Origin of the sequence: Paraglaciecola sp. 20A4, from assembly GCF_011378905.1 — a bacterium.
Taxonomy (GTDB): Bacteria; Pseudomonadota; Gammaproteobacteria; order Enterobacterales; family Alteromonadaceae; genus Paraglaciecola.
The window spans coordinates 79,706-105,062 of record NZ_WTPY01000004.1 but is presented as its reverse complement, the minus strand read 5'-3'; the positions used below and the strand labels follow the sequence as shown (position 1 = coordinate 105,062).

Below are 25,357 nucleotides of genomic sequence, written 5' to 3'. Positions count from 1 at the left end.
TCCTTGGTAATTTGACATTGCTCTTGTACAAAAATAATTGAACTGTAAAAAAAGCGCTAATTTTAAAGAGCCTCTAATAGTTGGATATTCCAATTTTTGAGAGGCACTTTATTTTCAGCGCTTTTTCGTATCTGTTAATAGCGTAAAGTAACCACTTTACGCTTTAAACTGTCATCCGGTAAATACTGGACCCATGCCCATACTCCACAAAATAACCGAAGCGGCCATCAAAATAGTCAGCAAAACCAAACCAGAGGTCACCACTGAACTGGCATAGATAAAGCCTTTTTCTTCAGGGATGTGCATCAGGATTGGGGTGCCTGTGTAAAGCAAATACACCGAATAAGTTAAACCTATTAAACCAACAAGCATCACAAACCACAGAACTGGATAAAAAGCAGCAAACCCCACCATGAATAACGGTGTAGCAGTATAGGCCGCTAACTCTAAAGATTGTGTATAAGTAGGTGTCGAATCGAACGCTTTGGCTAATTCATGGACTAACACCGACAGGGCTAGCACGCCAACCACAAGACCAAGATAAGTGCCGATACTCATTATTGCGGCGCTTTCCTTTGTAAGCTTGATAATATCTCCCACCCCTATACTCCAACCAAGATATGCTGTGGAGTAATAAGTCATAATGGCTGGAATAAGGGAAATAAGCGCAATGTGGCTTAAGCTATAAAAATAGGTTTCATGTCGACTGTCAATACTTTGCCATTCTTCTTTCGGGTGGGCGTATAAACCCCATAGATGGTTCAGGATCATATCGTTACTCGCTGTTTGTTTTAACAATGAATTTACAACTAATTAACACTCATTCTGTTGTAGGTTGGTTAGTTCGTCAACAATTTTCGCTCTCTACCTTAGTATTAGAGTCACGTACAATCGTAGATAAAGCTTATTTCGGGTTAGATATGGATTTTGTTGCTAACGGCTTAGTTTTACTATCGAAAAAAATAGAAATGTCACTATTGAAGTAAATTTAGTTTTTTATGTCACGACATTACAATTAATTGACTCACGTCATTAAGTGAATTTGTAATTAACTTAAAGTAGAGTAAATAGCACGTACAATGAAAATGTAAACAATGGATGGCAGCTTGAAAAAGATACTTACACTGATAATGATTTTACTGGTAATCGCCGTGGGTTGGTTTGCATGGCAATATTTTCAAGCGCCAGAAATAGATGCTGGCTTTGCATCCGGGAATGGTCGAGTTGAAGCTGTTCAAGTTGATATATCGACTAAAATTGCCGGTCGAGTGGAGGGGGTTTATGCCCTCGAAGGTGACTTGGTAGAAGCCCAACAAAAACTAGCTAAAATTGATACTAATCAACTACATGCACAGTTGCTTCGGTATGAAGCTGATGTAGCAAGTGCGCAAAGTCAAGTTGCGTCTGCAAATGCTGGTATAGCCCAAGCTAAAGCTGAAAAATTACTTGCTGAACAAGAACTTGCGCGGGCGAAAGAGTTGATTAAGCAAAATAATATCAGTAAAGAAACTTATGACACCCGAGCGAGCACGGTGACGGTTGCAAATGCTAACGTAGACGCGGCTGAAGCATTAAAAATATCGCGCTTACGCAGTGTAGATGCTGCCAAAGCGGTGGTCGAAGAAGTTCAAACCCAGATAGACGATGCTACGCTCTTTGCCCCGACAATTGGACGTGTATTGTATCGTTTGGCCGAGCCGGGTGAAGTTTTAGGAAGTGGCGGAAAAGTGCTGACCTTAATTGACTTATCTGACGTTTACATGGAAATATTTCTACCGACAGAACAAGCCCACCGTATTGAAATTGGGGCTCAAGCTCGAGTGAAATTGGATGTACTTGACGTTGCCATACCGGCAAAAGTGAGTTTTGTTTCGCCTGAGTCGCAATATACGCCAAAGCAGGTTGAAACTGCTACCGAACGTGAAAAGCTTATGTTTCGCGTTAAAGTACGTATTCCTCAAGAACTAGTGTTACAACATATTGATAAGGTGAAAACAGGTGTAAGAGGAGTGGCGTATATTCGGCTCTCAGCAATTGACGGAGAACCTGCAGCAGAATGGCCTGACTTTCTTAAAAAATTACCAGCCAATTATAAGCTTGAAACTGATAGTGAGCGCTAATGGGAATGGCCGAAGAAGCACCTTTGCTCGCTAGTCTCAAGGGCATTACTCATCGTTACAATAATGTATTGGCTGTTGATGATGTCACACTAGACATCCCGACAGGTATGATGATCGGGTTGCTTGGACCTGATGGAGTGGGTAAATCAACATTATTGGGGCTAATTTCAGGTGCCAGAAAACTTCAAGAAGGGTCCTTACAGGTTTTTGGTGGGGATATGGCTAAGGCGTCTCACCGTAATATGGTTGGTCCCCGAATTGCCTACTTACCCCAAGGGTTGGGAAAAAATTTATATTCAGATCTTAGTGTGCAAGAAAACCTCGATTTTTTTGCTAAGTTGTTTGGGCAAAATTCATCAGAACGAAGAACTCGGATTGCCAAATTAACTAAAGCGACTGGGTTAGGGCCGTTCTTAAACCGTCCTGCTGGTAAGTTGTCTGGGGGGATGAAGCAAAAGCTTGGGCTTTGCTGCTCACTTATTCATGATCCAGACCTACTTATTTTAGATGAGCCGACCACAGGTGTTGACCCATTATCACGCAGACAGTTTTGGGATTTGATTGCTAAAATTCGCTCTGAACGCCCGGTTATGAGCGTCATTGTATCAACCGCGTATATGGACGAAGCCGAAGGATTTGATTGGTTAGTGGCAATGGATGCGGGAAATGTGCTGGCTTCTGGTACCCCTAAAGAATTAAAAAGTAAAACCCAGACTGAAGATCTTGAAAGTGCATTTGTTGCGTTATTGCCAGCTGAAAAGCGTGGAAATGGCACTAAATTAGTGATCCCAGCCTTGGAAGACAATCAGGGAGAACCCGCCATTGTCGCCAAAGGGATCACGCGACGTTTTGGTGATTTCACGGCCGTAAGCGACGTTAGTTTTGAAATAAAAGCAGGTGAAATTTTCGGCTTTTTAGGCTCGAATGGTTGTGGTAAAACCACAACTATGAAAATGCTCACAGGGCTTTTGCCGCTATCTAGTGGGGAAGCGTTTCTATTTGGTAAGCCCGTGGATGCTAATGATTTGCAAACACGGACTAGGGTTGGCTTTATGTCTCAAGCGTTTTCGCTCTATGGGGAGTTAACCGTAGAAGCCAACCTGCTACTCCACGCGCGATTGTTTCATTTGACACCTGAAAAAACCGAGCAAAGAATTCATACACTCGTTGAGCGTTTTGGTTTAAAGCAGCAAATGCATACCAAAGCAGAAGCGCTTCCACTTGGGATCCGCCAGCGCTTATCGCTGGCTGTTGCGGTGATCCATGAACCTGAAATGCTTATTTTAGATGAGCCCACCTCTGGGGTCGATCCTGTCGCTAGAGACGTCTTTTGGAGACTTCTTGTAGAGCTGTCCCGCAAAGACAAAGTCACTATCTTTATTTCCACACATTTTATGAACGAAGCGATGCGCTGCGATCGTATTTCACTTATGCATGCCGGTAAGGTATTGGTATATGATGAGCCACAACATTTAGTTGAAGCCAAAGGCGCATCTTCTCTTGAAGAGGCTTTTATTAGCTATTTAAAAGACGCTATTGGCGATAACCCCGATGAGACACAAGAGAAGACTTCCGACAGCGATGAGCTGATTGTGAGCGAGATTAGCGGGGCAGGTGATCCGAACAAGACTAAGGGCGATAAAGCTAATCCAAGTCACTTTAGTTTTAAAAGACTTTTTGCTTATAGTTATAGAGAAATAAAAGAGGTGATGCGCGATCCAGTGCGTCTGACATTCGCATTTATAGGCAGTGCACTTCTGCTGATCGTTGTCGCATATGGTATATCTCTTGATGTTGAGGACTTAAGTTATGCCGCATTTGACAATGATCAAACGCCACAAAGTCGCGAGTATTTAAGTCAATTTCAAGGCTCCCACTATTTTATTGAACGGCCAGAAATACACAGCGAAGCAGAATTAGAGCGTAGAATGCAGTCTAATGAAATTACCTTGGCACTTGAAATTCCCTCGGGTTTTGGTCGTGACTTGAAAAAGGGTGAGACGCCATCCGTTTCAGCCTGGATTGATGGCGCAAACACGACTCGGGCGAGCACTATCGCTGGCTATGTTTCTGGAGTGCATCTTTCCTATATAATTCAATTGGCTACTGATGTTGGCATAGACGCTAGTGCTGCTGCTAACGTCAATATAGAGCCTAGATATCGTTATAACCCTTCTTTTGAAACAATTTATTCTATTGGGCCTAAAACGCCCGCTATGTTGCTGTTGTTGTTTCCGGCAATTTTGATGGCAGTGAGTATGGCTCGTGAAAAGGAAATTGGCACTATTACCAACTTCTTTGTTACGCCAACGACGAGAATCGAGTTCTTACTGGGTAAGCAGTTGCCATATATCGCGATTGGAATGATTAATTTCGTTACCTTAACCTTGTTGGTCGTGTTTTTGTTGCAGGTGCCGTTAAAGGGTAGCTTTATAGGCTTAACGTTAGGGGCATTCTTTTATGTTTTTGCCGCTACAGGGTTTGGCTTATTGATATCTACTCTTACCAAGTCGCAAGTTGCTGCCGTATTCGCCACCTCAGTTTTTGCTCTTTTACCCACGGTTATGTTTTCAGGCATGATCCAGCCAACGTCTACTCTAGAAGGGGGAGGTTTCTTGATTGGCACCATGTGGCCCGCAACTTATTATATGCACCTAAGTGTCGCGGCATTTACCAAGGGTTTGGGTCTTTTTGATCTTATGCCAGATATCTATGTTCTCGCGCTTTTTGGGCCAATTTTTATTATTATTACCGCGCTGTTTTTAAAGAAGCAGGAAAAATAAGTGATGAGATCCTGGGTTAATATTTATTGGTTGGGTAGAAAAGAGTTACGCAGCGTCTTGGGTGATTTCATTTTGGTTTTACTGATAGCCTATTCATTTAGTGTGGCTATATACGCTGAAGCAACGGCCACAAGTGAGTCTGTTAATAATGCGTCGGTGGCTATTGTTGATGAAGATCACTCTGCGTTGTCGCGGGCAATAGCGAATGCGCTTTTTCCGCCGTATTTTAAAGTGCCAGAAGTCATTTCGGCACGTGAAGTTGATGAAGCAATGGATCACGATCGTTTTATGTTTGTGATTGGTATTCCTCCCAACTTTGAGCGTGATGTACGCAATGGCGATCAGCCCAGCATACAAATTAGTATAGACGCGACAGCGGTTATTCAGGCGAGTTTAGGCAATGCCTACATTCAAAATATAGTGACTGATGAAGTTAATCACTATATTAATCGCTCGGATGAAGAGACAGTTTATCCCGTTGTATTAGTGCAAAGGCGTGCTTTTAATCCCAATGGGACCGGCATGTGGTTTGGGGCGTTCAACTCATTGCTTAACCAAATTTCAATGTTAACGATCATATTGACTGGCGCAGCATTGTTGCGTGAACGAGAGCATGGCACGATTGAGCATTTGCTTGTTATGCCATTAACGTCCTTTCAAATTGTTATGTCAAAAGTATGGGCAAATGGATTGATTATTCTGGTTTCGTTCGTGTTGTCTACCTTCTTTATGGTAGAAGGAATATTGGATGTACCCATTGCGGGCTCCCGCATGTTGCTCTTTGGTGGTACCGCGCTCTATTTACTCGCGGCAGCCGCCATTGGTATATTTTTAGGCACAGTTGCCCGCTCTATGGCACAGTTCGCACTGTTATTATTAATGGTTATTGTTCCAATCATGTTGCTTTCTGGCGGCCTGACACCTATCGAAAGCCAGCCTGAAATTATTCAACCGATAACCTGGTTGTTACCGTCTCGTCATTACATGGCATTTGCACAGGCAGTTGTTTTTAGAGGGGCGAATATCAGTATTGTTTGGCCTCAAATGCTGACTATTTTGGGCTTGGGTACAGTATTCTTTGGCGCAAGCTTAATGTTATTCAGACGCTCTATTAGTGTCAGTAAGTAGTGAGCCCGATACCTTTCCCTGCTTGGCAAATCCTGCACACTGAAGCTTTCTAGCAGAGGCTTCAGTCGTGGTACTTTTAAGTTCTGAATTTTCGACAGATAAGCGTTCGTTATTTTTGCCCAAGTCGGCATATTATAAAATTACACATACTGCTGCCTGAACTCAGGCAAGCCTATGATATAATACAGCGCTGATTTTAAGGGTGTGTGTTCTTGGCCTTTTATTTAAATTTAAGCTTGTCGATTCATCAGAAGGTTAATGTTAATTTGGAAAACTTATTAGCACCCATTCAAGGGTTTTTAAACTGCGAAACCCCAGATGCGTGGGTAGCGGAAGCGGTCAAAAAAGAGAATTTAGCGGTACTGTTAACAGATCATCTAATTTGTGAATTAAAGGCAGCACAAAGCGCAATGTTCCTAATACGTCGCTATGCCGTAGATGCGGATAGTGCGAAAGCACTTCTTGATTGGTTAAAGCCATATGAAGATTTCACCTATCGTCAAATTGGTAATTGGCGTGAGCTTGAAAAGTTTAAGTTGAACAAATCCATGCTGGTTAAATCAGGCAGTCGTTATGGGCAAGAGTTAGTCGATAAAATGGTCATGCTTATTCGTGAAGAACTGCATCATTTTTATCAAGTTCTAGAGATGATGAATGACTATGGTGTTGAGTATGACAAAATTGAATCAAGCCGCTACGCCAAGGGTCTTTTAAAGCACGTTAAAACCCATGAACCTGACGCTTTAATCGACAAGTTAATTTGCGGAGCATATATCGAAGCGCGCTCCTGTGAACGTTTCGCCAAAATAGCCCCGTTTTTAGATAAGCCTTTAGGGGATTTTTATATATCCCTTTTGCGCTCAGAAGCTCGGCATTATCAAGACTACCTTACGCTTGCAACAGATATTGCAGGCAAAGATATATCACAACGCGTTGCATATTTCGGTGAAGTAGAAGCAGATTTGATTTCGTCATCTGACGAGGATTTCAAATTTCACAGTGGGCTTCCTATTATGAGCGCTGTCTAATAAACCAGTGTCATATTTGTCACGCAATGTTAATTTAATAGTCAGAAATAAATGAGATGCAAAGTTACTGGCGACTGGCGATGAAGCTGAAGACCAAAATTTTTTAGTTGAGCCTCGTGTAGAATAATTTGAACGATTTTCCAAACCAAAAAGTGATGTGATTAAAAGTTTGATTAACAGCCAGTGATCTTTATGTAAGTCGCTCGGCACTATATATTTAAAAATTGAAGTCAGTTTTTTCCTCAATATGAGGGTTTTAAGTTTCTCTCAGGTTTACTTGTTTGTGAAGTAAATATTTAACCATGTACGCCCCTAGTTATTCTGCGAAAACTGTTTATAAAAAGGAGCTTTTAGCGCAGTCTGTTGAATAATCAGACATTACGGCTCCTAAAAAGTATGCCTCCCGAAGTGAGCACGAATAAATCCAAATCTCTTCTAGAAATAGTTTTCGAACTCTACGTCTTGGCTTAATAATCTGTTACAATTACATCATTGCGCAGCCTTTCAGGCGAAGCAGAAAGTATAAACTTAATGGTCCTTGCTAGTCTGCGCTCGTTAATTTTTTTACTCTCACTAAATTCTTTCATTAGTGATTTCGTACGTTTGAGGTATTCAGTACACCCTTCCTTATCGCTTTCAATCTTACATTTACGAAGGTTTTCAATAAACTCACTTCGGTTTTCTCTTACATCGATTTTAAATTTTTCGTGGCTGTTTTCAGGTGAAATAGTACTCGCCGCGCAAGCTGCAATCAGCAATAAAAGACCTGCAGTGAAAATTATATTTTGTTTTTTCATTTATAAATTCCTAAAGGAAGTAAACTATCGGCTTATTCGAAACATTACTCTTTACATGCCGCTGGGCGATCCTCTTCTTGAGCACCTGATACATTCATATCAAAGATTTCATCGTCACACCCTGATGCGTCACATACTCTCACGCCATACTTGTTGTTTACCACGTCAATCGCAGGTAGGTACATTTCGGCTTTGGTAAACACCCCTTGAACATCAATGCTTCCTGTTTCAAAAGTTTGCGAAGCATCTACACTAACCAGTTCGTAATGCGTACCTTCCGAAATGTTCCCTGAAAAAAATGTGACTTTATAAAGCGAGCACATTGGGATGCTGCCACCAAAGTTATCTATGAACCAGCTTTGCTCACAATTGTCATTTTCACCTAGAGCAAAAGATATTGTGTTTAGTTCCCCGCTCATCGATTTTTGAGCAAACGATATTGCAGCTGTCAAATCTGGAATACCGCTGCCACAATGCCCATCAACACAGCCTGTCACTGTATTACCATAAGCTGTAGTCTTAAAAGCAGTTTCTAGTATCTCACTGTCTGCACCTGTAACACTCTTCGCTGCGGCAAATAAACCAGCTACTAGAGGTGAAGAGAAAGACGTACCGTCCCAGTAGCACTCTGAGTTACTTTCCGTACTTGCAGAGCAAGCGGCTGCGATGTTCACGCCTGCTGCCATTAGGTCAATACTCGTTCCCGTATTAGAAAAATAAGTTAAAGTCCCATCGAGGTCAACAGACCCAACGTTTATTACACCTTCGCAATTCCCCGGGGCGTAATTATTCGAGTCATCAGTGACATTCCCTGCTGCCGCAACTAAGGTCCAACCTAAAGCTTTCAACTTATCTATGGATTCTTGCATATAAAATGGGCACGTTTCAGATTCCCCTGCAAGACTCATATTAACAACCCCAACACCGCCTTGGTAAGGGGTTACGCCTTCTATTTCATCACCTGCCAACCAGTCCATCGCTCTGGCAGTATCAGAAAGATACCCATCGCCGCAATTCATAACTCTAGCAACATGTATGCGTGCGTTATCGATAATCCCCGCTGACCCAATGCCGTTATCTGTCAGCGCTGAAATAGTCGATGCTACGCCCAAACCATGACCGTTGCATACCCCTTCCCCGGCATCAAGAGCTGATTGCGCAGGGGCGAAATCATCTTTACTGACCTCATCGCCCGTTGTTACAAAACTAGCACCGCTGTAATAAGGAACATCATCATTTATGAAGAAGGATGAATCCATAACAACCACGTCTACCGTTTCGCCATCTCTAAATCCGTTGTGAGTTTTCCACTCAGGTACAACATTCATGCCAGCACTATATTTATCCCTAGCGCCAAGATAATCCTCTTGATAAATTTCGAAACCTGGGTCGTTTGGCGCACCATCAGCCAAACTTTGTGATTTTACTTGGGGGGACCCAGCAGTCGATACGCGAACATCTGCTTCCACCGTCCCAAAGCGACCATCATCACTTAGTAATTTCGCAACTTCCTCTGCGCTATAACCATGACTTTCCAAATTGACAATTGATTTTTCAGCACCTGACACTGATGTAGCTTGCACTCTAATCGAGTTGCTTGAGTTAGAGCTTCCAATACACCAATCAGCAGTACCTCTAGGCGTGGATACACAGCCCCCTTGAGACACAGATGCTTGACTAACAAAGCCTTTTGCTGAGGTGTGCTTAGGTGTAACCACCAGTCGAACAGTATCGGTCGCTAATGCCGGTGAAGAAATTGCCGCTAGGGCGCTAAGTGCTACAGTAGTTATAAAAGTATTTTTCATTATAATGTTCCGTTATTCCGCTGAACAAGTTTCTAGTTCAGGGTTAGCTACCACTGACAAGAATTGATATGTGTTGGAAAATGCCCATGTACCAGAGTCGTAGCTCCCAAGGGATTCATTGCCTACAAGTTGAGATACGGTGTTACTTTGCGCATCTATGTAAACCGTCCCTAATTCAACAGACGGTACAGCCCCACCAGTTAAGGAGATCACGCTCGTAATGATATTATTGATGGGGGCGGCATAATTGCTCAACTGAGTAAGTAATGCGTCCGTTTCTTCTTTTAATTTTGACTCACTCATTATCCCTACCGAATATGCCGACACATTATCAAACGAGTAAAGTTTAATTGTTTCTAAATTACTTATTACATCATTTGATATCACACTGTTAATTTCATCATCTTCTAATGAAACATCGGCACCCATCATAAGAGCGACTTGTCGAACTCGCTTATACAACTCCCTTTCTGGGGTTAGATCCAAAAACTCCGTAATTGACTGAATGGCAGTATTGTAATTGGCAAGGATTGACACGCCAGAGGTGTTCTCAATGTTGTATTCTATAGACACAAACACTTCTCGATTGTCACCATCTATATATGACAAATCAATTGAGCCACTCTTTGGGTTATCTTCGTTCCCTACGACCATTGATATTGTGACGCCTTCTGAAGTTAAATTCTCAAATGTATAGTCGAAAGAGTCTGAATTTGTCCATGATGTCAAGGTCGATAGGGAAACATTGCCTACTGCGCCATCAAAGGTAATAAAAACGTCTTTTGATGAATTATCAGGGATAGTCAATGTACCCTGCTCATAATTCACAGTGAAATCTGTTGGGGGGGGAGTTTCAGCCCCTGCATCATCATCAACATCTGTAGAATCATCAACATCTGTAGAATCATCAACATCTGTAGAATCATCAACATCTGTAGAGTCATCAACATCTGTAGAATCATCAACGCCAGCAGAGTTATCAACACCACCTGATGTATCTGGAGTGTTAGTGCTTGAGTTGTCACTGCTCCCGCCGCCACAACCTGTCAGAAGAACAATGGAACAGGCAAGGGCTAATTTAGATAGGTTTAAACGTTTCAACATAATGTTTCCGTGATTTTTGCTTTAAAAGAGAGTGTCGGTAAGTGGGGGATACAATTTGTACATCCGTGTAGCAACATTATTACTAAATTTAATCTAAATCATCATCTAGTAAAATATGCCGAAGTATACGTTTGTATGTTTTTGCAGTGAAATTGCAAACATTTTGGAACGGTATTGTGGTAACTAAAATATTATATTTGCACTGTACCAACGAACATTAATGTATGTTGGTCCACAGATGGACAAACTTTATCTTTCGGTATTTCATGGTTGCATTGCCGTACAATGCTTCGTCTCGACTACCTCAGATTAGCTCAGGATATTGCCAAAGGTGATATTACGGAACGTATTGCTTATTTTGGTGAAATGGAAGCTGAGTTGATTACATTTCCCGATGATGATTTTAAATTTCACAGCGGCGTGCCTAACTTCTAGGCAAAGATTTTAGTAAAGACGCTACCTAGAGTGATGTTTAAACCTGCAACGCTTGTAGGGTGTGAATTTCACTGGATGACTGCCCCTCAATTAGCGTTGGAATAATTGCTGTTTGTGGCGCATTGTCAGGGTTGTACCATATGGCGTTCATTCCTGACGCTAGGGCAGGGCGAATGTCTTTTTCGAAGTTATCACCCACCATAACGATTTTATTTAGCGGTATTTTTAAGCGCTGTTGAATCGCCCAATAAAAATTCACAGACCCTTTATATATCCCGATATTCCCGTAACAAAAATATCCTGAAATATACTCAGATAGGCCAACTCGTTTGAATGCCTTTGCAATATCTGCTTCGCAAGAATCCACCGCGCTAGTGGCTATATAAATTTTATGAGCGCGGGCTAAAAAACATAAGGTTGCTTTTGCTCCCTCAACGCATTTTACTGTTTCCCATTGATACATCTTTCCGCGTGATCCTGGGAAGTCGACCATTAATGTATCTCCCCAATCGAATAAATATGTTCTGTCCATCGTTTTGCCTAAAATGAAATATGAGAGGTCCTTAAGTCAGATCTTAAGACCTTATTTACGCTAATTTATATCAATTAGGCATTTATGTTCGTTTATTGATGAAAGTTTTTTCGATTATCTGCTATCTATTGAATAACAGTTTTTAACGGAAACAATATGAGTATGGTCAATTTAGCAGTTCGTGCACAGCGCACGTTAGAGAAAACCGCAGTCTTTAAGGGCGTCGCACCTTTACTTCTTCGTTTATACTTAGCGCCCATTATGATTCAAGCTGGTTGGACAAAGTTAGGCAGTTTTGAAAATACAGTGGATTGGTTTGCGAATGCTGACTATGGGTTAGGTTTACCTGCTCCCGCCTTATTGGCATCTCTGGCTATTGCTGCTGAATTGCTAGGTGGTGTATTTATTTTGCTTGGCTTAGCGACGCGCTGGGCATCAATTCCATTAATGGTTACAATGCTAATCGCCGCATTCTCAGTACATTGGCCAAACGGCTGGCCGGCTATAGCAGATGCATCTAGCTGGTTATCAGACGGTACCATTATGCTGAACGAGAATGTGATGAGTGCTCCAGATAAGCTAGCTGCAGCGAAAAATTTGCTGCAAGAACACGGAAATTATGACTGGTTAACCTCAAGTGGTAAGTTCGTGGTTCTCAACAACGGTATTGAATTTGCGATGACGTATTTCTTTATGCTGTTGTCATTGTTTTTCACCGGCGGCGGTAAATTTACGAGTGTCGACTATTTTTTACGTAGAAAATTTATGCCGAACTAAATATAAATTCTTTATAAAGCAAGGCGTATTCTGCGCCTTTTTTTATTGCCCCGGCTTTCGATAGTCGCCATAATAATAATCTAAATTCTATTCTTCTTTGAGGTCTTTTTATTCCATGGATGCCTTAGATTTACTGCTGAATCGCAGTTCTCATCCCAGACTACAAGCGCCTGCACCGGCAGGTGACGAATTAAATAATATAATGCAAGCCGCACTACGAGCGCCTGATCATGCATGTTTATCGCCTTGGCGTTTTATCATTTGTGAGAAAGAGGGGTTAGCCAAGTTAGGCGATATATTTGAACAAGCTGCGATTGCTGCGGACATGACTGAGAAAGAAATAGCGCGAGCACCAGAGTTGCCTAAGCGCGCCCCTATGGTTATTGTGGCAATTACTAAGTATGTGGAGCATCAAAAAGTGCCCTGGGTAGAACAGGTTGCTTCTGCCTCATGCGCAGTGCACGCGATGCAAATGGCAGCGGTCGCGCAAGGGTTTAACGGAATTTGGCGGACCGGGAGTTATGCTCAAAACGCTTATGTAAAAGCTGCCTTAGGCTGTGCGGAGCAAGACGAAATTGTAGGATTTTTATATCTTGGAACGCCAGCTACAGATCTCTCACCAAAAACCGCTCGAGATGCTAGCGAATTTTTTGAATACTGGAGGTAGCGATAACTATTTACCTGTTTAACGCTGAGCAATGAGTATTGCCCAGCGTTAAACCTGTTATTTATCTGCCGGCGGCTAACGCTGAAAGAAATAGACGATAGCCGCGCAACGTGACAGCAGACCTATTCGTCGTTGTCTTCAATTACTTGACGAGGTTTACGCTTCATGGGGCGATCGCCTACTTCCGTACCTTGCATAGGTTTTACCCGCTCAGGTCCTTGATTACTTGCCCCCCCAGCAGATTTCGCTCGCGCACTCGCATCTTTATTTGATGACTTTTCAGCAACTGATTTTGCTTTTTTCGGTGGACGTAAGCCTTTGAATTTGGCGGTCAAACCTTCAACTTCACTGAAGCTGACCTCTTGCTGCAAAAAGTCTTTAATCGACAAATAGCTCGCCCAGTCTTTTGGACCAACAAAAGACACTGCTTCACCTTTGTTACCAGCACGCCCGGTACGACCTACACGGTGCACGTATTCATCGGCTAACTTAGGTAAGTCGAAGTTTACTACCAACGATACATTGAGTAAGTCGAGTCCCCGTGACGCTATGTCAGTGGTCACAAGAATATGTTGTTGACCGCGGCCAAATTCGCTCATTATATTATTACGCTGACCTTGGGTTAAATCACCGCTTAAGGCAATGCTGTATAACCCTTGCTCTTTTAGCAGATTCGACAAGCGCTCTGTATCGGCTCTGGTTGCGGTAAAAACAATGACTTGACGATGATCTTTCTCGTTGATCATATGTGTTAACAATCGTTCTTTATGTGTCACGTTGTCAGCTAATAAAAAACGTTGTTGAATGTCTTTATGTTCAGCGCCTGATACACCGATACTAATACGTTGCGGTGCTTTGAGCATAGATTGGGTGAGGTAATGTAATGCAGCATTATCTAAAGTGGCTGAGAACATCATCGATTGACGTTTACGATGATCCGCAGCGGCATTAATTTGTTTTAGCTGAGCGGAAAAACCTAAATCAAGCATGCGATCTGCTTCATCTAAGATAAGCATTTCCAAACCGTTTAAATATAGAGACTTACCGGTTAGGTGATCGGCTATGCGACCGGCGGTGCCGACAACAAATTGCGGGTGATGGCGTAAAGCTTTAACTTGATCATTAAAGTTTTCGCCTCCAAGAATTAATGCTGCTTTCAATTGGTGTTTAGAGATCAACCACTTAAGTTGTAAAAAGACCTGTTTCGCCAGTTCCCGAGTCGGTGCGAGAATGAGCACTCGTGGATCTTTTCGGCTAAGAGGTTGCTTGGTTAGCACCCTTTGTACCGCAGGTAACAAAAAGGCTAAGGTTTTACCTGAGCCTGTTTTCGACGAGGCAATCAAATCCTTACCCATAAGGGCATAAGGGATGGCTTGCGCTTGAATTTCGGTCGCTTGAGCAAAGCCTTTTATTTCTAAGGCTTTACCTAAGCGGTGGTCTAATGGTAAATCGCTAAATTGCAAAAAATAAGTACTCTAAGATGTAATTGAGCGCATTATACAATCGCCGCGCTAATTATGGAGTTTTTATTTTAGTTTTCGCTTTCAAGTGACAATATTACACCTGCATTTCTGGTACATCAGCAGCGAAAATCAGTTTACCCGCTGTTTTATTTTTAATTTCATCAATACTCACCCCTGGTGCTCGCTCTAATAAATGAAATGCGCCGTCCTTAACCTCGATAACCGCTAGATCAGTAATGATACGGTTAATACAATTAACCCCCGTCAATGGTAGGGTACACGCTTCAAGTAGTTTTGAATTACCATGTTTATCTGCGTGGGTCATGGTAACGATAATATTCTTTGCCCCAGCGACAAGATCCATGGCGCCTCCCATTCCTTTAATCAATTTACCGGGTATCATCCATGACGCAATACTTCCTGTAACGTCGACTTCAAATGCGCCAAGCACGGTCACGTCAACATGACCACCACGGATCATCGCAAAACTCTCAGCTGAACTGAAAATTGATGCGCCCACACCAGCAGTAACGGTTTCTTTACCGGCATTGATCATATCAGCATCAACGTTTTCTTCTGTAGGATAAGGACCCATGCCCAACAAACCATTTTCAGATTGCAACATGACTTGCATGCCTGCTGGAACAAAATTTGCTGCAAGGGTAGGAATACCTATTCCTAGGTTGATGTAATCACCGTCGTGAAATTCTTGCGCCACACGCATCGCGATTTGGTCTCTAGATAGTGCCATGATGATCTCCTATTACCCTTGCTCGTTAGCTGTTTTTGCTAATACTCTACGTTCAATGCGTTTCTCAAATTTGCCAACAATCACTCGATTGATATAAATACCTGGCGTGTGAATTTGACTGGGTTCAAGTTCGCCTGGTTCGACGAGCTCTTCGACTTCAAGTACTGTGACCTTGCCAGCCGTAGCAGCCATTGGGTTGAAATTTTGCGCCGTATGACGATAAATGCAGTTACCGTAACGATCTGCTTTCCACGCTTTTACAATAGCGAAGTCACCAGTAATAGACTCTTCCATTATGTAGGGCCGACCATTGAACTCTCTGACCTCTTTGCCTTCTCCGACAGGGGTGCCGAAGCCCGTTGCGGTATAGAAGGCCGGAATACCTGCACCGCCTGCACGCATTTTCTCTGCAAGTGTGCCCTGAGGGGTTAATTCTACTTCCAGTTCACCATCTAATAACTGGCGTTCAAATAACGCATTTTCACCGACGTAAGAAGAAATCATCTTCTTCACTTGTTTGTCTTCTAAAAGTAATCCTAAGCCAAATCCATCTACACCACAGTTATTAGAAACGATAGTGAGGCCCTTGGTGCCCATTCTTTTAATCTGTCCAATAAGCCCTTCAGGGATCCCGCATAAACCAAACCCGCCAGCAATAACGGTCATGTTGTCTTCTAAGCCTGCCATCGCTTCTGCGTAGCTGGTTACAACTTTATCAAACCCTGCCATGTTTATTCCTCGTTTACGTATATTTAACATCAATATAGAGACTATCTTTTGATAGTAAAGTTGAATTAATATGCTTATTAATAAATAAAATTTATTAATGACTGGAAGGAATAGATAATGAATGTGTCATACCGTCAGCTCCAGGCATTTGTGCTAGTGGCTCAGTCGAATACATTTGCTGAAGCGGCGCAAAAAATGTTTCTATCGCAGCCTGCTTTATCAAGTGCTATTAAGAAGATGGAAGAACAGGTGGGAGGCTCGTTATTTTCTCGCACGACGCGTAAGGTGCAGCTGAGCCCAGAAGGTCTAGATTTTTTACCGACGGCGATACGTTTAGTCAACGACTGGCAAGATGCGTTTAGTGATTTACAACAAGTGTTTTCAATGGGGCGGGGTAAATTATCCATAGCTGCGATGCCGTCCTTTGCAGTTGGACATTTGCCATCAATATTATTGCAATTCCAATCGCACTTTCCCAATGTAAAGGTGAGTGTTTCTGACATTGTAATGGAACAGGTTATTAAAGCGGTCTCTGACGAAAGGGTAGCGCTGGGTTTTACATTTGAAACTGAGCAATTAGATGGGTTAACGTTTTTTCCCATGTTCACTGATAAATTTATCGCAGTTGTACCCCAAAGCCACCCATTAACTAAATGTACTCAGCTGAGCTGGGCGCAACTTGCAAAATATCCGTTTATTGCGATGAATCGCGGTTCCGCTATCCGTCGATGGGTGGATAGTCACTATGAAACATTAGATGTAAAACTGAGTATGGTAGCTGAAGCATCGCAATTGGCAACGTTAGGGCAATTTGTAGAGCATGGGTTGGGTGTGTCGATTGTACCAGGGTTATGTCAGCAGCAAATGCAAAGATTAGGATTAGTTTGTCTACCGATAAAGGGAGAAGGATTGAGAAAACGGGTAGGAATGCTTAAGAAAGAGCAGAGTAATATGTCAGTTTCAGCCCAAGCATTATGGGATTGGGTCAGTCAAAATATGCCGAAATCTTAAGTTCGTAGCAGGTGCTCGTTCTTGTAATAGAATAATTAAGTGGTGTGGCTTGTTACCACTTTTTCTTCTCAGAAAATAATTCATCTAATTCATTGCGTTCAGATTCTTTACGCTTCAGTACATCTTCTGTATTTGCACTGCGCAGATTATCTTGGATCTTTTTGAGTTGTCCTTCAAGTTCCAATTTTCTTTGTATAATGTAATCGTCAGGCTGGGACTGACTATCAAGGGCGGTAATGGCTTTTTCAATACATTGACGAGCCGAACCTAATTGTTGAGCCTGCATGGATGTATCTGCTCGGCGCATAAGTGTTTCAACGTTCGCACGCAGTTGTAAGCGCTCCAAATATTTATCTTCATGCATGAAAGCGCTGCTATCTACTCGCCCCTTGGTGTATTCTGAGCGCACCAGCCCACGCATCTTTTTTACACATTTTATATACTGCACCACCTGTTTGTCATTAGAAGGTAATGTGAACGTGTCAGGAAAGGTTGATTCTTTATTCTCTGCTAAGGTTTTGAGTTTACCTGTCGAGTTTGCTATCCGGCTACGAATGTCCATTACCCCAGGATTAACTTGGCCGATAATTTTTAAGGCGTTGAGTATTCGTTGTTGTAAAATGAATTTGAGTTGCTGACTAACGGGAATGTGTTCTGCCGCAAGCAAGATTTCTTCTGTTTCATCAATTACGTTTTTCTGTTTAGCGACTTCTACACGCTTTTCGGCCTCGACCTTATTACGGTGCTGCTGCACGGCATTAACGATGATCGCCATGACAATCAACGACACTATAAGCACAATTATTATTGGGAAAACCATTTATTACTCTATTCTCACCGCTTGCCTGAATATAAAATTTTTAAACAGGTATTTTTAAGGTAAATACGCTGCCGCCTAAATTGCCACCATTGGCGAGCGATATAGAACCAACGCTATCGTGCGCTTTGTGGGCTTGTGCTATTAACCTAGCAAAAAATAAGCCAAGGCCTGTTCTACCCTGACTTAGATCGAAATCATGCATGGTCGCCGTGTTTGCTTCAAGCATACTCTGAGGATAACCTGGCCCATCGTCTTGTACTTCAAATATTAGATACTGATCGTTCTGGAATACCCTGAGCAAAATATGCTTGTTGGAGTAACGCATGGAATTAATCAACACATCATTTAACAACAAGCCAACTAAATCTGAGTCGAAGTATCCCATTAATTCAGGCTCTTGCTCAACGTTTAGGGTGATTTTTTTATGATTTATATAGCTTTCATTGGCGGCGAGAATTTCCTCAACTACATCTTCGACATAATGTTCGTCTATGCTTAACGGCATATTATTCATGCCAGCACGATATAATGACAATAGTTGCACTAAACCAGTGTTTAGACGTGCCGCTTCATAGTGTGCAGATGCGAAGTGTTCACCAACCTCTATGTCTCGATCATTAAGGGTATGCCCAAGTTCTTCGATGGATTGAATCAATAAGCACAAAGAATTTTTCATGTCGTGCACCGCTGATGCTAATACTGTGGCAAAATCAATCTGTCCGTTGTTGTTCATACTTGACCTTGGGTTTGCAAATGACTTGAATACACTAGCATAAAAATCGAGTATTCTTTAATTTACAATGATTTAGTGACTTACCATACAGAAGTTTTTTGGCATTTTTCGAAAATTTAATGGAATTAATTGGCCACTAGGTATATAAGAAATTAATATATATATAACTCTGAATATAACTATCAAGGCATAGCCATGAAATTACAACAGCTCCGTTACATCGTTGAGGTGCTCAACAATAATCTTAATGTGTCGGCTACGGCCGAAAGTTTGTTCACCTCTCAGCCGGGCATTAGTAAACAAGTACGTATGTTAGAAGATGAGCTAGGAGTACAAATTTTTGGCCGTAGCGGTAAGCACCTTACGCATGTAACCGATGCTGGGCAGGATGTAATTAATATTTCACGGGAAATTTTGGCCAAGGTTGAAAGTATCAAAGCGGTATCCAGAGAACATACCTTGCCTGATCAAGGTAAGCTAAATATTGCTACAACCCATACTCAGGCTCGTTATGCATTGCCCGATGTAATCAAGGGGTTTATGAATAAATATCCTCGAGTGTCATTGCATATGCATCAAGGTACACCCTCACAAATCAGTGACTTAGCCGCAAAAGGCGAGGCTGATTTTGCTATCGCTACTGAAGCATTGCATTTGTATAATGACTTGGTATTTTTGCCTTGTTACCATTGGAATCGTAGTATTATCGTCAACCGTGATCACCCGCTGGCAAAGAATACTTCTATCACAATTGAAGATATTGCACAGTATCCATTGGTTACTTATGTATTTGGTTTTACGGGTCGTTCAGAGTTAGACCAAGCCTTTAGCCGTGCAGAATTAGATCCTAAAATCGTTTTTACCGCGACTGATGCTGATGTGATAAAAACTTACGTGCGCCTTGGCGTGGGTATCGGCGTTATTGCGTCAATGGCGGTAGATGATAAGCTCGACAGTGATTTGGTTAAAATAGATGCCAGCCATTTATTCGAATATAGCACCACCAAAATCGGTTTCCGCAAAGGCTCCTTCTTACGCAGTTATATGTACGATTTCATTGAGCGTTTTGCCCCCCATTTAACCAAAAGCGTGGTTGAGAAAGCCATGATGCAGAAAAACAATGACGAAGTTGAGCGTATGTTTAAAGGCCTGACATTACCCGTTAAGTAATAACAGGGATAGGCTGCAGTTGATATATTGTTATCGGGTATAAATCGTCAATAAAACATAAAAAAGAGGCAACGTATTGCCTCTTTTTTATGTGCAGGTCCTTTTATTGACTCGAAACTAGGTTAACACTCGATAATATTAACTGCTAGGCCCCCTCGAGCCGTTTCTTTGTATTTTGATTTCATATCATTACCTGTGTCCCACATGGTTTTAATGACTTTATCGAGGGACACTTTATGTTGTCCGCTTCCACGAAGCGCCAATCGTGATGCGTTAATTGCTTTTATCGCGCCCATTGCATTGCGCTCAATGCAAGGCACTTGCACCAAACCTCCTACCGGATCGCACGTTAAGCCAAGATTATGTTCCATACCTATTTCTGCGGCGTTTTCTACTGCGTCCACTGAACCGCCGATAATTTCGGTTAATGCCCCAGCCGCCATAGAGCACGCCACGCCGACTTCACCTTGACAGCCAACTTCGGCACCGGATATTGACGCGTTCTTTTTATACAAAATTCCGATGGCTGCTGCGGTGAGAAGATAGCGACTGACGATATCTTCATCTACTGGGCGCACGAACTTATCAAAATAGCCCAACACAGCGGGCAAAATGCCAGCTGCTCCGTTGGTTGGTGCAGTTACTACGCGTCCGCCTGCAGCATTTTCTTCGTTAACCGCCAGTGCAAAAAGATTAACCCAATCCATAGCTACCATCGGATCGGCATTTTTCTCACTTTGTAGGCGACGGTGTAATCCCGGTGCGCGTCGAGTCACTTTTAAACCGCCTGGTAAGATCCCCTCGGTTTTAATGCCTGTTTGTATGCACTCATGCATGACTTGCCATATATGCCAAAGCTTGGCGGTAATCTCATTCTTTGATTGAAAAACTTGCTCGTTTTTATACATCAACGAACTAATTGAAAAGCCATTTTCTTTACACAAACGTACCAGCTCTTCGGCACTTGAAAAAGCGAAGGGTACAGGTTTTTCGACCAAGGTAAGTGCCGCCGTTTTCTGCTCTAAAAAATCTTCTGCACGGATGATAAAGCCACCACCAATAGAATAGTAAGATTGTGAGGCAATGATATCGCCCTTGTGCAGAGCATGAATTGTCATACCGTTAGCGTGATGAGGAAGCGTTTTGCGTCGATGGAATACAATGGCATTTTTAGCCGCGAAGCGAACGGGAATAGTTTGGTCTAAAAGTAGCTTTTGACTTTGCTCCACCGCGACTAACATATCGTCGACGGCCCCGGCATCAATGGTTTCAGGTGCATGACCCAATAAGCCCAATATGACGGCTTTACCCGTACCATGGCCTTTGCCTGTTTGCCCTAGGCTGCCAAATAATTCCGCGCGAACTTCATCCGTCTTTTCAAATAAGCTCAGGTTTCTTAATTGCTGACTAAATTCTTTTGCCGCTCTCATTGGGCCCACTGTATGAGAGCTTGAAGGGCCGATGCCAACACTGAACATATCAAAAACACTGATCATAAAAACGCATAACCTATTAAATAATGAGGAGCACAATTGTGCAGGTTTGTAGCGGGATGAACAACGTACACTTTAGATATATTTTCATTGAGTAATGTAAACATTCTGTTGCGATGAAAATATGATACTGACGTGACTAGGTTTGTGTTCAAAAAATAGTGTTCTCGCTAGAATAAGCATCAGATGCGATATGATTAGACAAAACACGCACAAAGGCTGCCGTCGCTCCCCAGATCACCTGATCATGCCATTTTATAAAGTACACCGGATGTTGTTGAGCATTCTTACGCGTCACCCAGTGAATAAAATGATTATTTTTATCGAGCAAAAAGTTAAGGGGTACTTCAAATACGGATTCAACTTCGTTGGTGTCGAGGGTTAGTTCGAGTGGCATTTGCACAAAACCTACATAAGGTACAACCTCATAGCGACTTACCGTGCGATAAAGCGGAAGATTGCCAATTACTTCAATGCATTGCGGGTGAACACCAATTTCTTCATGGGTCTCCCTAAGGGCTGTACTGAGTAAATTATTATCACTTGGTTCCTGCTTACCGCCAGGGAAACTGACTTGACCTGCATGGTGTTTTAAATGCCTAGAGCGCAGGGTAAATAACATACTGAGTTGCCCACGCCTTTCTATCATAGGCATTAGCACCGCAGCTGGCTTTCCAGCACTATGTAGAGGGTAGTCAGGCTCGATCGGGATGGTGCGAGCATGATGAAAACGTGAGAGAAATTCATTTTTAGTCATGCGTTTACATATTCTCTTTTAATAGCACGGGCAATATTTTACACACTTTGTCGAGGCTTTCTTGATATTCTTCTAGTGCCGTTGAATCTAACACAATACCACCCCCAGCCCAGCAGTAAAGATTTGAGTTTTCTAACAGCAGCGTACGTATGCAAATATTACTATCCATATCGCCGTCGACACCTACGTAACCAATGCTACCGCAATATATATTACGTCTGTCAGGTTCAAGCTCTTCTATTATTTCCATCGCGCGAATTTTTGGTGCGCCGGTGATCGAGCCACCAGGAAACGCACCTTGCAATAATGAAAGTGCAGAAATGTTAGATGCGAGTTGCCCCGTCACGGTCGATACAAGGTGATGCACGGCGGCAAAGCTTTCAATCTCAAATAACGCAGGGACCGCCACCGACATGGGTTCACAGGTTTTACTCAAATCATTACGCAGCAAATCCACAATCATTAAATTTTCAGCCTGATCTTTGGCTGATTGTTTCAGTTGCTGACTATTTTTCAGGTCGATTTCATTATTGGTTGAACGAGGTCGGGTCCCTTTTATCGGCTTGCTTTGTACTTTGCCATTTTTATCTACCGATAAAAAACGTTCGGGAGAAATACTAATAATGACTGAATCTGGAATGCGGATGAATGCAGAAAATGGCGCTTGATTAGCATTCCTTAAACGCAAATAGGCTTGGTATTCGTCTCCTCTATAAGAGGCATTAAAGCGTTGTGCTAAATTGACCTGATAGCAGTCACCAGCATGCAAGTAATCATGAATTTTACCAATTTTATTAATATAGGCGCTTTTATCCATATTGGATTGCCATTGACTATTAAGGGTAAAAGGTTCGCTTTGATGGCTGGTAGCGTGGACTGATAAATTTACTATATTTTGTAGCGCACTGATACTTGGGACAGTATCGCCTTGTTCAATTGGCAAATGACACAAGTAAAACTGGTCAACTTCGTTATCTTTTATGACTGCCCAATTATAAATACCCACCGCCATATCGGGCGCAGAATATGGGTTGTGTGCAATATTAGGAAGAGTTTCAAAGCGACGACCTAAATCATATCCAAAATACCCCAATGCCCCCGCTTTAAAAGGCAGTGACTGAGCCTCAACGATTGATTGCTTACCAACAAAACATGAATCGATTACCGACTGAATTAATTCAATTGGGTTGGCTGCACTAAGGTAATCGTTTTCAGGGGCGTTGAGGAAACTGATTTTAGTTTGCCTACCAACGGTCACCAAGGTCGCTATAGGGTCTGCGACCATGATATCGAATCGCCCATCTACATGGCTGCTATTGGCTGAGTCCAATAACATAGCCCAGTTTTGATGGGCATAATGCGCGAACAAATAACTCATGGCACAGTGCTTGGGCATGTTAAATGGAGTGATGGTTAAAGTTGGCAATTCAAGGTTTTCCATTGTGTAACGCTTTATTTCGCTATTTAATTTGCGCCAATACGTCTCATTGCAAGGTGTATTAGGCGATTTGTCGTGGAGCAAAGTTGTTTGACAGGTTATCATAAGCGCCACTAACGAACGACAATTGTCGATATCTTTGGCATCACATTGTCGAATTTTTGTGACATATCAAACAAGAGGCATTTATGGCTGTTATCCGTCAACAGGATTTTATCGATAGCATTGAAGATTCTTTGCAGTTTATCTCCTATTACCATCCATTGGATTATATTAAGGCAGTCGAAAAGGCCTACAATAAGGAAGAAAGTCAGGCAGCAAAAGATGCTATGGCACAAATTTTAATCAACTCCCGTATGTCGGCTGAAGGTAAACGTCCTTTATGTCAGGATACCGGCATCGTGACGTGCTTTGTTAAAATTGGTATGGCCGTACAATGGGATAAAACCGATTTGACCGTTCAACAAATGGTTGATGAAGGAACTCGCCGTGCATACAACAATAAAGAGAACCCCTTACGTGCTTCAATCGTATCTGACCCTGCTGGCGCCCGTAAAAATACTAAAGATAACACCCCAGCTGTTGTCCACATTGATACAGTACCAGGTGAAGGTATTGAGATAATGATTGCCGCTAAAGGTGGTGGTTCAGAAAATAAATCTAAAATGGTTATGTTAAATCCTAATGACAGCATCGCTGATTGGGTTGTTAAGACATTACCTACCATGGGGGCGGGTTGGTGTCCTCCTGGAATGCTAGGGATAGGTATTGGCGGTACTGCAGAAAAATCAGCGGTACTGGCTAAAGAAAGCTTGATGGATCCTGTCGATATTCAAGAACTCATGGAACGTGGTGCACAAACCACGGAAGAAAAATTACGACTTGAGATATTTAAAAAAGTAAACGATTTAGGCATAGGCGCGCAAGGACTGGGCGGTTTAACGACAGTTGTTGACGTTAAAATAAAATCGTTACCTACGCACGCTGCATCACTACCTGTGACGATGATCCCTAACTGCGCGGCAACCCGCCATGCACATTTTCATTTGGACGGTTCGGGACCTGCAGAGTTTACTCCGCCAGACTTAAGTGATTGGCCAGAAGTTACTTGGGAAGTGAGTAAAGATACCCGCCGAGTAAATTTGGATAATGTCACTAAAGAAGATATTCAAGAATGGAAAGTGGGCGAAACCGTCTTGTTGTCCGGTAAAATGTTAACGGGACGCGACGCTGCTCATAAACGTATTCAAACTATGCTCGACAATGGTGAAGGCTTGCCAGAGGGTGTTGATTTAACCAATCGATTCATTTATTACGTGGGGCCTGTTGATGCAGTGGGTGATGAAGTGGTTGGCCCTGCAGGTCCTACTACCGCTACCCGCATGGATAAATTTACCGACATGATGTTAGATCAAACGGGTCTTATTGGTATGATCGGTAAAGCTGAGCGCGGTCCTGCTACCGTAAGCAGTATTGCTAAGCACAAAGCCGTGTACCTAATGGCGGTAGGCGGTGCGGCATATTTAGTCTCAAAAGCGATTAAAAAGTCACGCGTCGTGGCATTTGAAGATTTAGGTATGGAAGCGATTTACGAGTTCGATGTACAAGATATGCCGGTCACTGTTGCGGTAGACAGTACCGGGGCAAATGCTCATGAAACGGGCCCAGCAATTTGGAAAGTTAAAATTCAAGAGGCTTACGCAAAGGGCTAGTATCAAAACAGATACTAGCAAAAAGGCGCCGTATTGATGGCGCCTTTTTTTATGGTGTTTGCCAAGGGGGTATTCAGCTACGCTAATCCACCATTGCTGAGTGT

22 protein-coding genes and 1 pseudogene are annotated in these 25,357 nt (G+C 42.5%); 10 read left to right on the top strand and 13 right to left on the bottom strand.

Annotated features, from left to right (window positions below; genetic code table 11):
* Positions 1 to 171: 171 nt before the first annotated feature.
* Entirely contained in the window at positions 172 to 771 is a 600-nt protein-coding gene (locus GQS54_RS06290) for a Yip1 family protein (protein ID WP_166423167.1), read from the bottom strand.
* A gap of 335 nt (positions 772 to 1,106) precedes the next feature.
* On the opposite strand from GQS54_RS06290, the gene GQS54_RS06285 reads away from it, so the two are divergent.
* The 4 genes from GQS54_RS06285 (at position 1,107) to miaE (GQS54_RS06270) (ending at position 7,059) form a co-directional block, all read left to right on the top strand.
* Entirely contained in the window at positions 1,107 to 2,120 is a 1,014-nt protein-coding gene (locus GQS54_RS06285) for an HlyD family efflux transporter periplasmic adaptor subunit (protein ID WP_240919846.1), read from the top strand.
* A complete protein-coding gene (gene rbbA, locus GQS54_RS06280; RefSeq protein WP_166423165.1) occupies positions 2,120 to 4,903 on the top strand; it encodes a ribosome-associated ATPase/putative transporter RbbA in 2,784 nt (927 codons plus the stop codon). Before GQS54_RS06285 ends, rbbA begins: the two co-directional genes overlap by 1 nt.
* A gap of 3 nt (positions 4,904 to 4,906) precedes the next feature.
* Positions 4,907 to 6,031 (top strand): ABC transporter permease, encoded by a 1,125-nt coding sequence (locus tag GQS54_RS06275; RefSeq protein ID WP_166423323.1) that lies wholly within the window; start codon positions 4,907 to 4,909, stop codon positions 6,029 to 6,031.
* 266 nt (positions 6,032 to 6,297) lie between these two features.
* On the top strand, positions 6,298 to 7,059 hold the full coding sequence (gene miaE, locus GQS54_RS06270; protein ID WP_166423164.1) for a tRNA isopentenyl-2-thiomethyl-A-37 hydroxylase MiaE: 762 nt from the start codon (positions 6,298 to 6,300) through the stop codon (positions 7,057 to 7,059).
* A 467-nt stretch (positions 7,060 to 7,526) separates the two neighbouring features.
* Here the strand turns inward: miaE (GQS54_RS06270) and GQS54_RS06265 are convergent, their stop codons facing one another.
* From GQS54_RS06265 to GQS54_RS06255, 3 genes are read right to left on the bottom strand one after another with little or no spacing between them, the layout of a single operon-like run.
* Positions 7,527 to 7,856, bottom strand: coding sequence for a hypothetical protein (locus GQS54_RS06265; RefSeq protein ID WP_166423163.1), 330 nt, complete (start codon positions 7,854 to 7,856; stop codon positions 7,527 to 7,529).
* Positions 7,857 to 7,900: 44 nt separating this feature from the next.
* Positions 7,901 to 9,661 (bottom strand): S8 family serine peptidase, encoded by a 1,761-nt coding sequence (locus GQS54_RS06260; RefSeq protein WP_166423162.1) that lies wholly within the window; start codon positions 9,659 to 9,661, stop codon positions 7,901 to 7,903.
* Positions 9,662 to 9,673: 12 nt separating this feature from the next.
* Positions 9,674 to 10,765: a hypothetical protein gene (locus GQS54_RS06255; protein WP_166423161.1), complete on the bottom strand. Its 1,092-nt coding sequence runs from the start codon at positions 10,763 to 10,765 to the stop codon at positions 9,674 to 9,676.
* Between the two features lie 297 nt (positions 10,766 to 11,062).
* On the opposite strand from GQS54_RS06255, the pseudogene miaE (GQS54_RS06250) reads away from it, so the two are divergent.
* Positions 11,063 to 11,200: pseudogene (miaE, locus tag GQS54_RS06250) on the top strand (tRNA isopentenyl-2-thiomethyl-A-37 hydroxylase MiaE); the annotation flags it as partial.
* 37 nt (positions 11,201 to 11,237) lie between these two features.
* Here miaE (GQS54_RS06250) and GQS54_RS06245 read toward each other — a convergent pair.
* Positions 11,238 to 11,732: an HAD family hydrolase gene (locus tag GQS54_RS06245; protein WP_205967650.1), complete on the bottom strand. Its 495-nt coding sequence runs from the start codon at positions 11,730 to 11,732 to the stop codon at positions 11,238 to 11,240.
* Positions 11,733 to 11,888: 156 nt separating this feature from the next.
* On the opposite strand from GQS54_RS06245, the gene GQS54_RS06240 reads away from it, so the two are divergent.
* Together GQS54_RS06240 and GQS54_RS06235 are read left to right on the top strand one after the other, a co-directional pair.
* Positions 11,889 to 12,509, top strand: coding sequence for a DoxX family protein (locus tag GQS54_RS06240; RefSeq protein ID WP_166423159.1), 621 nt, complete (start codon positions 11,889 to 11,891; stop codon positions 12,507 to 12,509).
* A 115-nt stretch (positions 12,510 to 12,624) separates the two neighbouring features.
* Positions 12,625 to 13,176: an NAD(P)H nitroreductase gene (locus GQS54_RS06235; RefSeq protein ID WP_166423158.1), complete on the top strand. Its 552-nt coding sequence runs from the start codon at positions 12,625 to 12,627 to the stop codon at positions 13,174 to 13,176.
* A gap of 122 nt (positions 13,177 to 13,298) precedes the next feature.
* Here GQS54_RS06235 and GQS54_RS06230 read toward each other — a convergent pair whose 3' ends face one another.
* From GQS54_RS06230 to GQS54_RS06220, 3 genes are all read right to left on the bottom strand, one after another.
* Positions 13,299 to 14,639: a DEAD/DEAH box helicase gene (locus tag GQS54_RS06230; RefSeq protein ID WP_166423157.1), complete on the bottom strand. Its 1,341-nt coding sequence runs from the start codon at positions 14,637 to 14,639 to the stop codon at positions 13,299 to 13,301.
* 94 nt (positions 14,640 to 14,733) lie between these two features.
* On the bottom strand, positions 14,734 to 15,390 hold the full coding sequence (locus GQS54_RS06225) for a 3-oxoacid CoA-transferase subunit B (protein ID WP_166423156.1): 657 nt from the start codon (positions 15,388 to 15,390) through the stop codon (positions 14,734 to 14,736).
* 12 nt (positions 15,391 to 15,402) lie between these two features.
* Positions 15,403 to 16,119, bottom strand: coding sequence for a CoA transferase subunit A (locus GQS54_RS06220; RefSeq protein WP_166423155.1), 717 nt, complete (start codon positions 16,117 to 16,119; stop codon positions 15,403 to 15,405).
* Between the two features lie 117 nt (positions 16,120 to 16,236).
* On the opposite strand from GQS54_RS06220, the gene GQS54_RS06215 reads away from it, so the two are divergent.
* Complete coding sequence (locus GQS54_RS06215) at positions 16,237 to 17,130, top strand: LysR family transcriptional regulator (protein ID WP_166423154.1); 894 nt, start codon at positions 16,237 to 16,239, stop codon at positions 17,128 to 17,130.
* A 52-nt stretch (positions 17,131 to 17,182) separates the two neighbouring features.
* Here GQS54_RS06215 and GQS54_RS06210 read toward each other — a convergent pair whose 3' ends face one another.
* Both GQS54_RS06210 and GQS54_RS06205 read right to left on the bottom strand, forming a co-directional pair.
* On the bottom strand, positions 17,183 to 17,905 hold the full coding sequence (locus tag GQS54_RS06210; protein ID WP_166423321.1) for a hypothetical protein: 723 nt from the start codon (positions 17,903 to 17,905) through the stop codon (positions 17,183 to 17,185).
* A gap of 85 nt (positions 17,906 to 17,990) precedes the next feature.
* Positions 17,991 to 18,683, bottom strand: coding sequence for an ATP-binding protein (locus GQS54_RS06205; protein WP_166423153.1), 693 nt, complete (start codon positions 18,681 to 18,683; stop codon positions 17,991 to 17,993).
* 195 nt (positions 18,684 to 18,878) lie between these two features.
* Here GQS54_RS06205 and cysB point away from each other — a divergent pair, with 195 nt between their 5' ends.
* Positions 18,879 to 19,853 carry an HTH-type transcriptional regulator CysB gene (cysB, locus tag GQS54_RS06200; protein WP_166423152.1) on the top strand — a complete coding sequence of 325 codons (975 nt, stop codon included), beginning with the start codon at positions 18,879 to 18,881 and terminating at the stop codon, positions 19,851 to 19,853.
* Between the two features lie 122 nt (positions 19,854 to 19,975).
* Here the strand turns inward: cysB and GQS54_RS06195 are convergent, their stop codons facing one another.
* From GQS54_RS06195 to pabB, 3 genes are all read right to left on the bottom strand, one after another.
* Positions 19,976 to 21,349: an L-serine ammonia-lyase gene (locus tag GQS54_RS06195; RefSeq protein WP_166423151.1), complete on the bottom strand. Its 1,374-nt coding sequence runs from the start codon at positions 21,347 to 21,349 to the stop codon at positions 19,976 to 19,978.
* A 148-nt stretch (positions 21,350 to 21,497) separates the two neighbouring features.
* Positions 21,498 to 22,103: a CoA pyrophosphatase gene (locus GQS54_RS06190; protein ID WP_166423150.1), complete on the bottom strand. Its 606-nt coding sequence runs from the start codon at positions 22,101 to 22,103 to the stop codon at positions 21,498 to 21,500.
* Positions 22,104 to 22,107: 4 nt separating this feature from the next.
* Complete coding sequence (gene pabB / locus GQS54_RS06185) at positions 22,108 to 23,544, bottom strand: aminodeoxychorismate synthase component I (RefSeq protein WP_166423149.1); 1,437 nt, start codon at positions 23,542 to 23,544, stop codon at positions 22,108 to 22,110.
* 185 nt (positions 23,545 to 23,729) lie between these two features.
* Between pabB and GQS54_RS06180 the strand changes: the two genes are divergently transcribed.
* Positions 23,730 to 25,253, top strand: a complete 1,524-nt coding sequence (locus tag GQS54_RS06180; RefSeq protein WP_166423148.1) for a fumarate hydratase — start codon at positions 23,730 to 23,732, stop codon at positions 25,251 to 25,253.
* Positions 25,254 to 25,357: the final 104 nt, after the last annotated feature.